Source organism: Streptomyces sp. NPDC048392 (assembly GCF_043200575.1).
In the GTDB taxonomy this organism is placed as follows: domain Bacteria; phylum Actinomycetota; class Actinomycetes; order Streptomycetales; family Streptomycetaceae; genus Streptomyces.
In genome coordinates this window covers 1-14,170 of sequence record NZ_JBICYB010000072.1, presented here as the reverse complement: position 1 = coordinate 14,170, position 14,170 = coordinate 1, and the positions used below count along the sequence as shown (strand labels likewise).

The following is a 14,170-nucleotide window of genomic DNA, read 5'->3' as shown; positions in this document are numbered from 1 at the left end:
CGGGCGAGTAGACCTTCATCACCATAAGAGATCCCTCCTACCCGGCCCCTGCCGGGGCCGGGCTCAGAGGTGTCCACCACTCGGGGACAGGTCCCTAGCCCCCTGCCGACTCTCCGCGCTGCCACTTCTGAACCCGCCGCAGGTCGGCCTGAAGCTTCTCGATACGGCGCAGGGTCCGCCGGGGCGCTTTACGGAACTGCTCGTACCCTTCAGCCGCCTTCTGACGTCCGGACCAGTAGGAAGCCTTGCCGCTTTCGCTGATGCTGGTCCGCATCGCATGGTCCATGCGTTCGACGTCGCGGCGGGCGCGACGCTCGGAGTGGGTCGGGTAGCCGGGGCGCATTGCTGCGACCCCGGCCCCCTCAGAACCGGACGTGCGTCCTTTCGACGCATCCGGCTCAAGCAGGTCACATGGGCTACTCAGCACCGTGCGGCTCCTTTACGTGGAGCTGCTTGTGACATGCGGAGTGCATGAGGACAAGGTTCCGGATCTCGTTCGAGCCTCCGTGCTGCCTGTACACCTTGTGGTGCACGTGGAGAGCTCGTCGTCGAGCGTCGAACCAGGCAACCCAGTCATGGACGTTGTCCGGTTCGTACTCGGCACCCTCTACGAGATCCAGGCCGCATCGCGCACACAGCCCTCGCTGTCGGGCCGCGAGGGACACGATCAATCGGTCCCCCACGTCCTTCGTCGACCGCTTGGCCGCGCGCTTGGCCCAGTACTCCGTCAGTTCCGGGTCGTCCTTGGAGTTCGTCCCCAAGACCGGAACATGGCGGATGATCTGGGTGTACTTGGCGGGGGTCACGTAGACCGAACCTTCACCGAAGATCCAGTTGCTGTTGCGTCCCTTGATCCGCCGTCCCCAGTACCGGGCCTTGATCCAGCGGTTCCCCTTGCTGTGATGCCGCCGAGTCGCCCACCTCCACAGGTGGCCGAACATGACGTGATCCAGCTCGGAGAACGCTTCCTTGGAGACCCACGGCCGGTAGTACACCGTCCAGCCTCGGAGGAATGAGTTCAGGTCCCGAATCATCGGCACCGGATTCATTCCCCTGTTCGACTTGATGATGTACTTGACCCGCTCGTGGGCCCTCTTCATGGCCTTCTTGCTCGGCATGATCAGCAGCGTCCCGTTCGCGTACCGACGAACGTTGCACCCGAGGAAGTCAAAGCCCTCGCTGAGGTGGACCACACGGGTCTTCTCCTCGTTGAAGGACAGCCCCCTCGGCTCCAGCCATTCGGCCAGCCGCTCACGGATGCTGTGCGCCTGCGTCTCGTTGTGACAGAACACAACGAAATCGTCGGCGTACCTCACAAATGCCGGGGAATCCCGATACATGACATGGCTTCCGCGCTGCCTGTATCGGCGTACCCCGACGGCCTCTTCCATCCCGTGCAGAGCGATGTTGAGCAGGAGAGGGCTGATAACTCCCCCCTGTGGGGTCCCCTCCTCTGTGGGAGAGAACTTCCCGCGGTCCATCACTCCGGCCTTGAGCCAGCCCTCGACCTGTTCCCTTCCGGGGAATTGACCGATGGCCTCCATGAGGCGCCGATGGTTGATTCGGTCGAAGGCGGCGGAGAGGTCCGCGTCCAGCACCCATTCCCTGTTCGCCCGGCGCTGCCCGGCGATCTGGTACATGGCTGACAGGGCGTCGTGACATCCCCGGCCGGGGCGAAAGCCGTAGCTTCGCGCCTCGAACCGCGCTTCCCATTCCGGCTCCAGGGCGTTCTTCACCCTGGCTTGCTGGACCCGGTCCCGGATCACCGGGATACCGAGTGGCCTCGTCTTTCCATTGGCCTTCGGGATCTGCACTCGCTTGACCGGCTTGGAGCGAGGGGCTCCGCCTTCGAGGAGCTGCCGCGCGAGGCGGCCTCTCTTCTCCGGGCTGAGAGCTGTTTCCCCGTCCACGCCGGTGGTCTTCCTCCCCTTGCTCACCTGCGTCACCCGCTTGACGCTCAGCAGCGTGTTCGCGACCGATCGCAGCATGAGTTTCTGGAGATTCCGGACCTTCTTCATGTCTTCTTGCTTCGCAGCCTTGAAGATCCTCTGCCTCAACCTTCGTACTTCGCCATCCACTTGGGCCCAGTCGATGCTGTGCCAGGCGTCGTCGGCGGATCCGTTCCAGAAGGGCGTCTGCCCGTTGCGGTCCATTCGTCCTCCCTGTCTAACTTGCTCCGTCGTTCTGTTGGCTTCGCGTTGGTGCTTCAAAGACCCACCTGGTCCGCTTCAGCTCCCTTTCGGGCCCGGCCAGTTGGCCGATATCCGCCGGGTTATGGCTGGAGGGTGGAGCCCCTCTCTCCAGCGTTTCCCCTGGGCTTTCGCCCCAGCGGCCTTCGCTTCTCGAACCATCCTTTGCCCGCAGAGGAGTTGAGCCTTCGTTACCTCCGGCCTACCTCAAGGGACCTCTACGGGATTTCCCTGTTCCACTCATTCCAGTTGCGTCCGGGATGGGCGCCCTCTCTCATCCGGGAGACACGGTGACCTACTGCCGAACTGGCCAATTGGCGGCGTCGTGTTGGGATTTGCACCCTGCTTCTCCTGTTCCGCCCCGACTGCTTCCACTGGTGGCGGTTCCTTGTTTACGGACGTTCATCGAGGGTTCACTTGCGTTCGCCCGTCCGGACTTCCCCCGGCCCGTACCCCCGCAGTGGTCGCGGCGGCCTTCGGCTTGTTGCCCCGGCTTCACACGAAGGGATTACTCCCGACGCATGCGGGGTGGGGGACGACCCGACGGTCACAGGGTCGGCATGTCGCTATCTCCTTCCTGACATGCACTGGTTTGAGCGACTTACAGGTCGCACTGCCCGACCAAAATCGGCTGCCCCATGGGGATGCCGTCGGCGATCTGGTGGCCACGCTGGTACGCGGACTCGGAGCGGGCAGCCGCATTGTCGGCGTAGCCGCTGAACCGTTCGGCCCGCCCCTCGGCACGCTCGACACGGTCCGCCTCGGCTTCGGCGAAGCTACGCCGGTCGCTCTCGTCGACCTTCACGTTGACCTCGAAGCCGGCCTCGCGCAGGGCGGCCGCGGCCGCGTTGATGTACCAGGTCTTGGCGGCACGGTCGCGGGACTGCCGGATGCCGAGCTGACCGATGGAGGGGAAATATCGGAAGCCGTGCCGGCGGACGATTTCGTAGACACCATCACCCTTCGCGCTGCCCTCTATGAGGGTTCCCTCGCTGCGTGTGTGGATGATCTCGATGGTCACTGTCGGGGTCCTTCTGCGAGTTCAGGCAGGGTGAAGGGGATGAGGGCAAGACCGGTGTGCCAGCCGCCGAAGATGTCCTGCGCCGCCCGGTGAGCGGTGCACAGCTGATACCAAGTGCCGTGGCCAGCAATGGCTTTGGACGCAGCAATGCGGAACGCGATCGCCTCACCGCGCGCGTCGCGCAACGGCTTGTTGCCGTGGCCGCGCAGCCACACGTAACCGCCGGGTCTCACGACTCCTCCGGCGTCTTCGCGCGGGAGCACAGGAGAAGAGCCGTCTCCAGGGACACCAAGAAGTCGTCGCGGTCGAAGGCGAGGGACGACGCGGCATGGCGCGCCGAGTGCGGCCCGGCGCAGAACGCTTTCGCGTCCCCGTCCGGGTGCTGCTCGGCCCACGAGGACGCGTACTGGGTGAAAGCCCACGCGTACTGGCCTGCGGACGTCGGAGATTCGAGCTCGGCCGCCGTGGCGGAGCGGGCTTCCCACGCGGCGAGGAGAAGCACCTGCCGTCGCACTTCCGGGCTGGTCAGAGACCACAGGCTGGGCAGGCCGAAGACGACGAACGCCTCCTCCATGTTGTTGTCGACAGCGGCTATGGCCTTGGCCAGGAGGCGGTAGAGCGAGAGGATCTCCTGCTCGCCGTCCTCGCTCTCGCTGTTGCTGATGTTGTCGTTCATGGGCTTCTCCTTCGTGAGTGAGGGTGTGGTGGCCCAGGACGGCCACCACGTGGTGCGGGATTCGGGGTTGTCGGGGCCGGGCTGGCGCGAGAAGTCGCGGGCCGCGCGCACCTGGTACTCCCACGAGCCGTCCGGCCACGGGCCTTCGCGGCCGATGACCGTGGCGGTGCCGTCCGGGAGACTGCGGGCCCACTGCTGGTTGATGTGCGAGACCCGCGTGCCGATCGGCAGGGGATGGCCCGTCACAGGAGCTCCGATTCGCCGAGGCCGTGTGCGTGGCAGGCGATGATCTCGGTGCGGAGCCGGTGCCTTGCACGGCGTTTGAATGCGCGGCGGGCTCGTCGCGCCGCCTGGCGGGTGGGAAAGTCGTCGCTGCGGCTGCGATCGCGCAGCCCGATACGGCCGATCTCCCGCGAGGTGAGGATCACGTCGCGCCCCCTGCGGCGCGCGCGGCTTCAAGATGACGGGCCGCGGCGATCAGCGTGCATGCCTCCGCGTCGCGGCCGAGCAGGACCAGCCCGCACACTTCGAACATCAAAGACCAGTGACAGGCCGGAACCTCGTCGGCGAACTCCTCGAACGTCACAGCCTGTTTGGCCCGGCCGCGTCGGGTCCAGGCGCGGTGGACGATGCGCTGCATCGTGTGATTGGCCCGGCGGGTCTGGGTGCTGTTGAGGCCGAGGCTGCTGATGATCTCGGCGGCCGCCTCAAGCGGCAGGTGCTTGTCGAGCACGGTGGTCGTCGTCTTTCGGGGATCCGGAGATAGGGGGGCGCTGCTGTCCGGGGCTGCGCTGTGGCGCAGCCCCTCAGCGGGTGTCAGTACGCGGCCAGGCCGAAGAACAGCCAGCCGTCTGTTTCGTCGTCGGTGGTGACAGGCAGTGCGCCGGCGGGCCCGTACTTGGCACTGACCCGCGGATCGTCGCCGTCGAGCAGTTGCTTCGCGCGCACCACAGCGTCCTGCTCGCTGCGCTTCGGCTCGTCGAGCAGCGTCACCCCGTCCTTCTCGGCGATCGTTCCGGTGAAGCCGGAAGCCCCGTACTCCCACCGGGCTTGCTCGCGGGCGGCGTTGAACGCCGCTTCTATGTCGGTGCCGGTGCCGGTGACGGTGGTGTAGAAGTCGACGGAGCCCATCAGGAGCCCTTTCAGTGCGTTGAGATGACGGCATGGCGCGGCCCGCCCCGGAACGAGGCGGGCCGAAGTCGTGGAGCGTCAGTGGATGTGAACGCGAGGCCGGTTGGTGCGCATGACTCGTGCGCGGGCAGGCTGTTGGCCGTCCTGCTTGCTGTAGATCTCGGCGAGCACACGGTCAGCGCCGACCACCGCGGTGACCGCGTCCTCGAGTACGGAGCTGCGCAGGTCCGGGCCGAGCGTGCTGAACCATGCCTCCATCGCGGCGCCGTCCTTCTTCACCAGGCCCAGCGTGTCCGCGTAGGCCTCCCAGGCGTGCACGGTCATGTGCGCGGCCCAGGTGATGGCGGTCGCGGCCTGCTCCTCGGTGATGTTGTGCATGGTGGCGACCTGCAGAACGGCGAGCGGGTCCGGCGTCATCGTGGGCATGAGCGATGCTTCCTTTTCTCGTCTTTCAAGCGGGAGCTGGGCGTATTTCCCCCTCCCCAACTGAGATTAATTCTACTGTGCCTAGAGGGGGTGTCAATTGCGTTAGTGCAGGTCAGGGCCCTGGAAGGCGCCTCGCGGCGCGCCTCTACGCTGCCGCGCGTGCCTCGCGGCCGGTGCGAGAGGCACGCTTGCGGATGCTCGCCGCGCCCGCGCGCCGCACCTCGGCCCGCTGTGACGTCACCCGGCACAGCCCGCACAACGGCTCCCCGAGCCGCTGGTGCGCCTTCACCCCGCTGCTCGTCCCGCACGTTCCCGCCTGCGAGGCCAGCTTCGACAGCGCGGGCGCCCCCTCGGCCACAGCGACGGCCCGTCCGTTGACCCACGTACGCGCCGCGCACACCCCGTCGAACCGATTCGCCTCCGGCCGCACCCGCTCGTAGCACTCCAGCACGAACGGACACAGCTGCGCGCAGCCCTCCATGAGCGGCCCGCAGGCCTTCATGACGTCACTGGGCCTGCTGCGGACCAGCTCCTCGCTGGGCACGTACCCGTCGAGGCCGGCGCACGGCGCGGCGGCAGTCCAGGCAGCGGAAGTAGTGGAGGTGATCACGGGGAAGGGCCTTCTCGTTGTCGCGTGGAATCAGAACAAGGCGGGCTGCGCCTTGGCGGGCGGGCAGATGGCATCCAGGGCGGCCGACGCCTTCAGCTCCAGGCCGCTGGCCCGGCGTGCCCACGGGCGGTAGAACAGGGACGTCCACAACTCAGGCGTACGGAAGGGGACCGGGCCCGGAACGTACGCGGCATCGTGCGCTGCGACGGCCTCAACCGCCGCACGCAGAGCCCCGTAACGGACGGGCGTCAGACGGGAGTTCACCGTCCGATGCACGTCCTGCCAGTACACGATTCCGGACCGTGCACCGCCACGAGCATCGACGTCGTAGCGAAACCCGCACCCGCTGGGCATGGCCGACCAGCGCGTCAGGCATCCGGCATCCGGTTCCCCCTCGAGTCGGCGGACGCTGCGGGTGCGCTGCCCCTCGTCGAACTGCTTCTCGCCCCACTGGATGCGAGCTCGAAGATCCGGCAGGTCGATGAACTCCAGGAGCAGCGCCGGTGAGAAGAAGTCACGCACCGCCATCTGCATGTCGTCCTCGTTGAGGTTCACGCCCCGGCCCCGGCGGGTTCGCGGAGATGAGAGCAGGCGGCGAGGTGAGCCGTCGCAGCCTCGACGAGCGGCCTCAGGTCCAGGTCCCCTGCCTCGTAGCGGCACGGATGAGGCGGCAGGCTGTCATAGACCACGCACCGCCAGGCGGGCGCCGGCCCGTCCTCGGGCACGTGGCTCAGGTGCCAGCCCGCGAGCGTCCCGGGGGTCCAGCGGTTGAACGGCAGGGCGTCTTCGCCGGCGACCACGAACAGCGTGCCGTCGTCGGCAAAGGCGCATACGGCCAGGCCGCCGCGGGTCTCTACGTACGGGTGTAGTCCGGCCTCTTCCAGGGCGACGTGCACGTCGCTGTACACGGCGAGAGCGCGGCGCTCGTCCGGCCCGTAGTCGGCGCGGATCGCGGCCACCTCGGCAGTCACATCAAGCATGTCCATCCATCCTCCACGCTGGTTGTGCACTGGCCTATGTTTTCCAGTGCACAACCAGCTTCAATTACTTGACCTTCAGCGCCACGCGCTTGGTGAAGTGGTCGCCGAACCGGCTCCGCAGCACGCCGACCGCCAGGTCCAGCGTGTCCCATGCGCTCTGCGGGATGTCCATGAAGAGCACCCCCGTCAACGGCAGATCACCCTTGGGCTGCTGTGTGAGCGCCAGCGCCTCCCACCCCTTGCCGCCCGGCCGGCGCTGAGCCTCAACGGAGCTCTCTCCGTGATAGGCGATCACTCGCACCTCGTCGCCCCGGCAGGCCACCTGGAACATGCTCGCCCTGGTGAATGCGTCAATGAGTTCATCGTCGGGCATGTAAGCGATCCCGCGGCAGATGGAGCCGTACTTCATGTGTGCCTCCCAAAGTGAGTGGGCCCTTCCTGCTCATATAGTTAATTCTACTATGTGTGGCAGGGGTGGCAAATCGGCCGTGTGTGGACCGCAGCACATTTATACATCAGCCTATTTCTGGCGGTGACTCTACCTCCCCGCCACCAGCCGCAGCTTCCTGCCTCCCACTCCGCATGGCAGCAAGCTGCTGCCGCGCCACCTCCGACAGCCCCTCCACCCCCGGCTTACGCCGCACCTGCGCCAACACCCGCTCATTCGCCTCCCGCTCACGGGCCTTGAACCGCTCCTTCTCTGCCCGTTGCTGCGACGCCCGCTGCTGCCTCGGACTCGTGCCACAGCCCCGGCACGAACGGCCCGGCTCATCCGGATGCGTCGGACACCAACCCGCCGCCGTTGCGTCGAGCGGAGCGCCAACCGGCTCCCCTGCAGCGTCAGCTGTGGGGGTAGGGGGGTTCTTCTCTGGATATTGGCTCTGGTTACTAACTAGAACGCCCGAAGATCCGGCGTCCGGTGAACCGGCGTCCGGAAAACCGGCGCCCGAAAACCCGCCTTCGGTCCCGTCGGCCGCCTCCCCGTCATCGCCCAGCCCGCCTCCGGACGCCTCCCCACTGGGCGCCGGGTCCCCCTGATCCAGCTGCTTCTTGAGCCTGCGCGCTACTCGCCGCGCCTCCAACTTGCGGTACTCCTCGGCCGCCCATTCCTGCGCCGTGTCGTACACCTCGGTGATCCGGCTCAGCGTCCCGTCCGCCAGCCGCTCGGTCACCACCCGGTAGTAGCCGAAGTCCTTCAGCTCGCGCAGCGCCGTCTTGATCGCCTCCTTGCCCTCCCTGCCCGCGCTCGCGATCGACTCGGCACGCACCCTCCACTCATCCGGCTTCGAGATCAGGAACGCCAGCACGCCCCGAGCCCGAAACGACAGACGGGAGTCCTCAAGGGTGGCCGTCGGCAGCACCGTGAACCCGGTGCTGAGGTGGCGGCGCAGAATCGACACGGAACATGCCTCCAAGGCGGCAGTAGGGCTTCGAAAGATCAAAAGAGAAGGCGAACCCCACACCGTCCGTGCGGGGCCGCCACAGAGGCCGTCAGGAGGTCTTGCGGGCCCGGCTGACCTTGATGGTGCGGGCAGTCTTCTGCCCGGCTGCTTTACGCCGGGGCACGACCATGCCGGCCCGGCGCAGAATCTGGATCATGGCCTTCTCGTCCGGGACCATCGGCACGACCAAGTCGGCGTCCTCGAACTGCTCGACCATCGCAGCGACATCCGGCTCCTCCTTGTCGTTGCCGCCGCCCCACCCCAGATGGTTGTCCCCGTAGTTGCCCTCGGGGGAGTTGTCGAGCATCGCCCGAGCCATCTCCTTGACCCGCTTGGCATCCCGGTATCGCTCATGAGCGCGCACGTAGTCGGCGAGTGCCTTCGCGCGGTCTTCGTCGTCGTGGACGAGAATCGTCTGCGCGGGCCGCCCCGGCGGCACACCCGGCCAGCAGGCATGGACAAACGGGCAGTTGTCGCAGATCACCGACAGGCCGGGACCGTCATGGTCGCGCCGCAGCTCCTCCGGGCAGTCCGCCTCCACGACACGGTCCACCCACCAACGCGCCTGAGCAGCCAGCCACTCATCGAAGACGAACTCCTCGATGTGCTCCTCGCCCGTATCCCGGCACACAAAGCGGAACCGGATGCGCTGCACGTCGATCGGGCCGAGCCTGTGCAGGTACCGCTGGCCAGGAACATCCGCGAACCCGACCGTGCGCAACAGGTCGGCGTACAGCAGGATTTGCCGCATCTCTGCTGCTGTCGGACCGAACCTCACGACCCGGTCCCACACGCGGCTCGACTTCGTCTTCACGTCCTCCACCGTCAGGTGCGCGGCAGGCTCGGCCGGACGATGCCGCTTGGGCAGCCGCGCGGCCGTGGCGGCATCGAGCTGTACGACATCGATGTGCCCGCGCAAGGTCCCGTCCGCGACGGTGCGCTCGATGAGCCACCCGTACTCGCGGCGGGCATCTTCGAGCAGACCCTGGTGGATGTACGTGCCGAGGATCGCGGCGCGCTTGTCCCCGGCGTTCGTGCGCTCGGTGCCGGCCAGGATGTATCCGGCGCGGCGTGAGCAGATCGTGTCCGACGCCCCCAACTGTGTCTGCACAGAACGGGGTCGGCGGGCATCAGCGGAGTGCGCGGCATCCCAGATCGACAGGGAAGCAGGCGCACTGAAGGTGGTGGCGGTCACAGCAGTCTCCAGGAGGGCACGCCGGGGCCCGACCCGTCACAGCGGGCCCCGGCGACGCAGGGTGTGAAGGTCAGGCGGCGGCGAACTCGTCGGGCGGCAACTCCTCGAAGTCGCCCGGGTCCTCGGCGGCCAGGTCCTGCTGCTCAGCTGCCGCCGCCCGAAGCCGCGCCACGTCATCGCTCGTGGGGTCGCTGAACTTCTTCGGGTTCTTGACCTCGGCGGCCATGCGCTCGATGGCGGCGCGCACCACGAGCACCTCGGTGCGGCTGAGATCCTCGTCCGATTCGACCTGACGCCACAGCTCCTTCAAGCCGTCGACGCCCTGCTCGGCAGCCTTGTGGACCTTCGGCATCCACTGCTGCGCCAGATCCCCGGTCAGCTCCGGGGCGACCTTGGGCTGGTTGTGGATCGAGCAGCCCATCAGACCGAACACCAGCCTCTCGATGGTGAAGCCCGGCAGGGTCTTCGGCTTGCCGCTGCGCGGCACCTCGAACTTCAGCGATCGGGCACCGATGACCTGCGGATCGCTGTCACGCTGAAGCCGAACCCACACCGTCGCGTCGTAGGCGAGGGACTTGTGGCCCTCCACCCGCCAGTCCTTTGTCTTCGGGATCGGATCGCCGTTGCCGTCCACGGCAGCCACTTCCTTGCCGCGGGCGAGCAGGATCACGATGCCCGGCATGGTGCGCACGAGATACATGACCCGCTGCCACCGTTCGGATGCGTCGTTCCACAGGTTCATGGAGGGCCTGATCTCGGCATCCGGGTCCTGGCGTAGCTTCGCCTCGTTCTTCGGTGTGCGGTGGGCGCGCTCGTTGGTACAGTTCACGAGCATCCGCCACAGCATCGATACCGAGTCGATGACCAGGACGACTGGCTTCTCCTTCGCTGCGGCAGCGCGCCTGGCCTCGGCGTGCACGGCTTCGATCTGGCCGAGGATGTCGCGGTAGCTGCCGTTGTGCTCGATCAGTAGGTAGTCCGCACCCGGCACGTTCGCGTACTCATCGGCTGTGTCTTCGCCGAGCTCCAGCCAGTACGCCTGGCCGGTCTGCTCGGAGCCGGTGAATGCCGCAGCCTGGTGGCTCTTGCCGCTCTTCTCTTCGCCCTCGATCAGGACGATCGGCCACGGGATGACGCCGGTGGGCTTGCGGGTGCGCAGGGGTGGCACGGTCGTGCTGGACACAGAACATCTCCAAGAGACTTACGGGAAGATGGACACTGGCCTATTTCTAGGCTGTGTGGATCTTCCTGATCTCGAACAGGGGGGACCACTCGGGGTGCAGGTCGATGAGGCGTCGCGCGTAGCGGCTCCGGAAGTCGTTGTTGAGCTTCCAGGGCTCCCCGCGGGTGGCGAGTCCGTACTGCCAGCGCAGGACCTCGAACAGCATCCCGATGCCGATGCGCTTGAGCCCGCGCTCGACGCAGTCGGCGGTGAGGCTCTCCAGGTGCTTGAGGATCCAGGGGTTGAGCTGGTCGAATGCCTCGAATCGTTCCTGGATCGTCAGCTTGCCGCCGGGATTCTCGGGTTGCTGTATGGCTGCGATGGGCAGCTCTAGCTGCACGGTCACTTACCCCTCCTCGTTCGATGTATCGCAGCCTATTTTGCATGTGGTCGGCGCGACCTGTGCGTGCACCCCTTAGTGGATGAAGTTAATTCTACTATGGATCGAGGGGGAGGCAATTCCACCGAACTGCTCCAAGGCAGCGAATCCGGCGGACGCGACGACGCTACGAACCCGCTGCGGCCTTGCCTCGCGCGGCGATCGCCGACCCGGGCCCGTCATAGCGGCCCTCCCGCAAAGCGGCAGCAACATCCTCCTGCAGCTGCCACACGCCACCACGGCTCTGCGTCATCGTGTGCTCGGCGCCCTCGAGGACGGTCGACAACAGCCACACGGGGGAGCCCCCCAGAAGGTAGTCCTCTGCCGGCAGCATTCCGTTGCCACGGTTGCGGGCGTTCGCTGCCTGATGCTGGCTGATGCCGAACAAGGCTGCGTACTCCTGCAGCCCCACCAGCGGCGGCAGCTCGCCCTTCTTCATCGGACGGACCGTCGCCTGCTGCTCCTCCTCCAGCTGGGCAAGGAGCGCCTCATCCAACTGCCGGCCGCGACTGCCCGGCGGCAGCGCGAAGTCCACAGCCAGACCACCGGGCCAATACGGCTTACCCGAGACGATCACGGCATCCTCGTAGGAGACGATCCCGGCCGGGATCCACCGGTCGCTGACCGCCGTCGGCGCAACGTTGTAGATCTTCGCGAACTCCTTGCGGCCCACGATGAGCGGCTTCGCCACGACGGCCTCCTTCCTGCTGCTCCACTGTCCGGGACATAGCAGAATAGCCGCTACGGTGGCGAATCCGGCACGCGAGGGAGCGCCGCCGGTAAGGCGCTCACTTGCTCATGCGTCGCCGCGCGTTCCGTTCCGCCTGCGGCGGCTCATCGCCGTAGAGCGCGGCTATCACCAGGTCGCGCTGCCCGCGGAAAGTGCGAAAGACCTGCTGGCGTACAAGATCGCTACTGATTCCGGTCGTGCCGATCTGCCCTGTCTCGACCAGGCGCGTGAACAGCGTGTTGTCGAGGTACCCGGGCACGTTCTTGTAGCCGAACCGGACCGCGCCCTGTCGTCCGTCCTTCAGGCGGGCATCCTGCCGCAGCGACTCGAACTGGCGCCGGGAGAAGTACATGCCGTGGATCATCTCCGAGGTGTGCGGCAGCACTGACCTCGGGTGACAGAGCTTGATCCAACTCGGGTTCGCGTCGAGTCGCTGCTCACCATTTCCGTCAGCCACGCTCGCCGCATACCGATCCAAGGCCCTCATACGCCGGAGCTCCTTGGCAAGGTTCCGGTCGCTGTTCGGGTAGTAGAAGCCGCCCTTCTCCGCATCGAGCTTCTTGTACTGAACGAGGACCATGCTGTTCCGCGAGACGTTGTAGAAGGTGACATCGCACCCCAACAACCGCTCCGCTGTTGCCCGGTTGGCGTTCCCGACGAGCAGCGTTCGTCCATGCTCGCGGAACTCTCGCCACGCGACGTGATCAGTGGCCTCGCTCAACCAGCCCCGCATCGTGTGCGTGTCATGGGCGATGAGGTGATCCTCCAGCGCCGGCTGGGCAGCCATCGTCTCCGGACGGCCAGCTCGGACCTGAGGCTCAGATTGACCCCGGCCCTCCGAAGACGATGACTCCGTGACCCAATCAAGGAAGAGCGGCGGCACCCTGTCGTCGTAGAGCTCCTCCGCGGGAGGGTCCCACTCAGCCAGATCAAGGGCCCGGAAGCCCGCCATGCGCGCAGATATCAAGGTGCCGTCGCGCTGCAACGAGACCGCCTGGCCAGCACGCGAGGTGCCGAAGTCCCAGGAGGAAATAGCGCCTTCGATCTCATCGACGGCGTCACGGACTTCAGGCCGTTGTTCCAGAAGGAGGCGCCGCAACTCTGAACCCGCGGTCTTGGTCTGCTGCCCCTCCGTAACAAGGTGACGCTGCAGATGTCCAGGCACAGCCTCGAGTAGCTCTGACAACGGCACCGGACGTTGCAAGCGACGGACATGAGTGACGCGCAACTGCTTCACCGAATCTGCTGCCTTGCGGCCGCGAACGCACTTGCCCACGTACTTAACCTCGTAGCGTCCGTACTCGTCTTGAGCGGCGATCAGGGCCAAGTGCCGCCCCTTGAAGTTCAGTTCCTCCTTGCGTATGAGCGTCCACTCATACTCGAGGCGCCGAGACCGGTGGATCTCCTCGAATGCCCTGACGTCCTCGTACTCGTAACTCTCGCACTTGATGATCGCGACCATGGCTGCATTCTGACCTAACTCGCCTACAGAGACGCCAGGTTCACCGCGAGTAACTGGCCTCCGCCACGCCTCTGGCCGCCTGCCCTTCCCGGCAGTCAGCGGACGGATACGCGGCACCAGATGCCAGAGGATCTTCCGAGGGTGCAGCCAACTCGAACCAGGTCGTCTTGCCTGCTGGCTCCCGGTAACTGCCCCAAGCAGCTGCCAGGACGTCCACGAGGAACAGGCCGCGCCCGTGTTCGTCGTTCGCCGGCGGGACCCTCGCTTCCACGTCGCGTGTATCGGTGTCCGTTACCTCGACGCGAATGCGTCGGCCCGTCCACCGAATGCACACGACGCACGGCGCCATCGTGTGCACCACAGCATTGGTGACCTGCTCGGTAGCGAGCAACTCAAGGTCGTCCAGTGACGGGGCCTGCTGCCCCAGGTCCAGGCTGTCCACTGCCTCGCGTACGAGGCGACGCGCTGGCCCCACAGCCTGAGCGTCGGCAGCGACCTTGAACGCGTAGGGCAGCTTGCGGAGGGTGAGGCGCAGCGTCATGAGACCTCCTCGGAGTGGCCGCGGCCTCCTAGGTGTCAGACCGCGCGGGCTCCGTGAACGGCTGAGTGTGGTCAGAAGCCGTATCTCAACCGAACGTGATCTCTTGATTTCTGCTGGTCAGGCATGGTTTCGCTCGGCGTGAGGGAGGCATGCCGACGTCTTGTGT

The 14,170-nt window shown here is 66.4% G+C and carries 20 protein-coding genes; all 20 read right to left on the bottom strand.

Annotated elements, in window-relative coordinates; genetic code table 11:
* Positions 1-94 precede the first annotated feature (94 nt).
* A complete protein-coding gene (locus ACGFYH_RS36585; protein WP_393807487.1) occupies positions 95-343 on the bottom strand; it encodes a DUF3560 domain-containing protein in 249 nt (82 codons plus the stop codon).
* Between the two features lie 73 nt (positions 344-416).
* The gene (ltrA, locus tag ACGFYH_RS36580) at positions 417-2,153 is read right to left on the bottom strand and encodes a group II intron reverse transcriptase/maturase (protein ID WP_393807486.1); all 1,737 of its coding nucleotides are present in this window, start codon (positions 2,151-2,153) and stop codon (positions 417-419) included.
* Positions 2,154-2,790: 637 nt separating this feature from the next.
* On the bottom strand, positions 2,791-3,210 hold the full coding sequence (locus ACGFYH_RS36575; protein ID WP_393807485.1) for a DUF3560 domain-containing protein: 420 nt from the start codon (positions 3,208-3,210) through the stop codon (positions 2,791-2,793).
* The gene (locus ACGFYH_RS36570; protein WP_393807484.1) at positions 3,207-3,443 is read right to left on the bottom strand and encodes a hypothetical protein; all 237 of its coding nucleotides are present in this window, start codon (positions 3,441-3,443) and stop codon (positions 3,207-3,209) included. Before ACGFYH_RS36570 ends, ACGFYH_RS36575 begins: the two co-directional genes overlap by 4 nt.
* Complete coding sequence (locus ACGFYH_RS36565; RefSeq protein ID WP_393807483.1) at positions 3,440-4,132, bottom strand: hypothetical protein; 693 nt, start codon at positions 4,130-4,132, stop codon at positions 3,440-3,442. Before ACGFYH_RS36565 ends, ACGFYH_RS36570 begins: the two co-directional genes overlap by 4 nt.
* Positions 4,129-4,314 carry a hypothetical protein gene (locus ACGFYH_RS36560; RefSeq protein ID WP_365834470.1) on the bottom strand — a complete coding sequence of 62 codons (186 nt, stop codon included), beginning with the start codon at positions 4,312-4,314 and terminating at the stop codon, positions 4,129-4,131. Before ACGFYH_RS36560 ends, ACGFYH_RS36565 begins: the two co-directional genes overlap by 4 nt.
* Entirely contained in the window at positions 4,311-4,619 is a 309-nt protein-coding gene (locus ACGFYH_RS36555; RefSeq protein WP_393807482.1) for a hypothetical protein, read from the bottom strand. Before ACGFYH_RS36555 ends, ACGFYH_RS36560 begins: the two co-directional genes overlap by 4 nt.
* An 83-nt stretch (positions 4,620-4,702) precedes the next feature.
* Positions 4,703-5,017 (bottom strand): hypothetical protein, encoded by a 315-nt coding sequence (locus ACGFYH_RS36550; protein WP_393807481.1) that lies wholly within the window; start codon positions 5,015-5,017, stop codon positions 4,703-4,705.
* Between the two features lie 78 nt (positions 5,018-5,095).
* Positions 5,096-5,443, bottom strand: coding sequence for a hypothetical protein (locus tag ACGFYH_RS36545; RefSeq protein WP_365834464.1), 348 nt, complete (start codon positions 5,441-5,443; stop codon positions 5,096-5,098).
* A 145-nt stretch (positions 5,444-5,588) separates the two neighbouring features.
* Positions 5,589-6,053, bottom strand: coding sequence for a hypothetical protein (locus ACGFYH_RS36540; RefSeq protein ID WP_365834462.1), 465 nt, complete (start codon positions 6,051-6,053; stop codon positions 5,589-5,591).
* Between the two features lie 30 nt (positions 6,054-6,083).
* Entirely contained in the window at positions 6,084-6,608 is a 525-nt protein-coding gene (locus ACGFYH_RS36535) for a hypothetical protein (protein ID WP_393807480.1), read from the bottom strand.
* Positions 6,605-7,033: a hypothetical protein gene (locus ACGFYH_RS36530; RefSeq protein WP_393807479.1), complete on the bottom strand. Its 429-nt coding sequence runs from the start codon at positions 7,031-7,033 to the stop codon at positions 6,605-6,607. Before ACGFYH_RS36530 ends, ACGFYH_RS36535 begins: the two co-directional genes overlap by 4 nt.
* A gap of 64 nt (positions 7,034-7,097) precedes the next feature.
* A complete protein-coding gene (locus ACGFYH_RS36525; protein ID WP_366016283.1) occupies positions 7,098-7,442 on the bottom strand; it encodes a hypothetical protein in 345 nt (114 codons plus the stop codon).
* Positions 7,443-7,548: 106 nt separating this feature from the next.
* A complete protein-coding gene (locus tag ACGFYH_RS36520; RefSeq protein WP_393807478.1) occupies positions 7,549-8,433 on the bottom strand; it encodes a hypothetical protein in 885 nt (294 codons plus the stop codon).
* Between the two features lie 91 nt (positions 8,434-8,524).
* Entirely contained in the window at positions 8,525-9,670 is a 1,146-nt protein-coding gene (locus ACGFYH_RS36515) for a hypothetical protein (protein WP_393807477.1), read from the bottom strand.
* A gap of 70 nt (positions 9,671-9,740) precedes the next feature.
* A complete protein-coding gene (locus tag ACGFYH_RS36510) occupies positions 9,741-10,853 on the bottom strand; it encodes an AAA family ATPase (RefSeq protein WP_393807476.1) in 1,113 nt (370 codons plus the stop codon).
* Between the two features lie 46 nt (positions 10,854-10,899).
* A complete protein-coding gene (locus ACGFYH_RS36505; protein WP_393807475.1) occupies positions 10,900-11,238 on the bottom strand; it encodes a hypothetical protein in 339 nt (112 codons plus the stop codon).
* 160 nt (positions 11,239-11,398) lie between these two features.
* Positions 11,399-11,962, bottom strand: coding sequence for a hypothetical protein (locus ACGFYH_RS36500; RefSeq protein WP_366016288.1), 564 nt, complete (start codon positions 11,960-11,962; stop codon positions 11,399-11,401).
* Positions 11,963-12,059: 97 nt separating this feature from the next.
* On the bottom strand, positions 12,060-13,463 hold the full coding sequence (locus ACGFYH_RS36495) for a hypothetical protein (protein WP_393807474.1): 1,404 nt from the start codon (positions 13,461-13,463) through the stop codon (positions 12,060-12,062).
* A gap of 40 nt (positions 13,464-13,503) precedes the next feature.
* Positions 13,504-14,004, bottom strand: a complete 501-nt coding sequence (locus ACGFYH_RS36490; RefSeq protein ID WP_393807473.1) for an ATP-binding protein — start codon at positions 14,002-14,004, stop codon at positions 13,504-13,506.
* Between the last annotated feature and the right edge of the window lie 166 nt (positions 14,005-14,170).

Coding starts and splice junctions, on each gene's coding strand:
- ACGFYH_RS36585 (WP_393807487.1), bottom strand. CDS start 343: ATGCGCCCCGGCTACCCGACCCACTCCGAGCGTCGCGCCCGCCGCGAC.
- ltrA (WP_393807486.1), bottom strand. CDS start 2,153: ATGGACCGCAACGGGCAGACGCCCTTCTGGAACGGATCCGCCGACGAC.
- ACGFYH_RS36550 (WP_393807481.1), bottom strand. CDS start 5,017: ATGGGCTCCGTCGACTTCTACACCACCGTCACCGGCACCGGCACCGAC.
- ACGFYH_RS36490 (WP_393807473.1), bottom strand. CDS start 14,004: ATGACGCTGCGCCTCACCCTCCGCAAGCTGCCCTACGCGTTCAAGGTC.
- ACGFYH_RS36530 (WP_393807479.1), bottom strand. CDS start 7,033: ATGCTTGATGTGACTGCCGAGGTGGCCGCGATCCGCGCCGACTACGGG.
- ACGFYH_RS36495 (WP_393807474.1), bottom strand. CDS start 13,463: ATGGTCGCGATCATCAAGTGCGAGAGTTACGAGTACGAGGACGTCAGG.
- ACGFYH_RS36525 (WP_366016283.1), bottom strand. CDS start 7,442: ATGAAGTACGGCTCCATCTGCCGCGGGATCGCTTACATGCCCGACGAT.
- ACGFYH_RS36545 (WP_365834464.1), bottom strand. CDS start 5,443: ATGCCCACGATGACGCCGGACCCGCTCGCCGTTCTGCAGGTCGCCACC.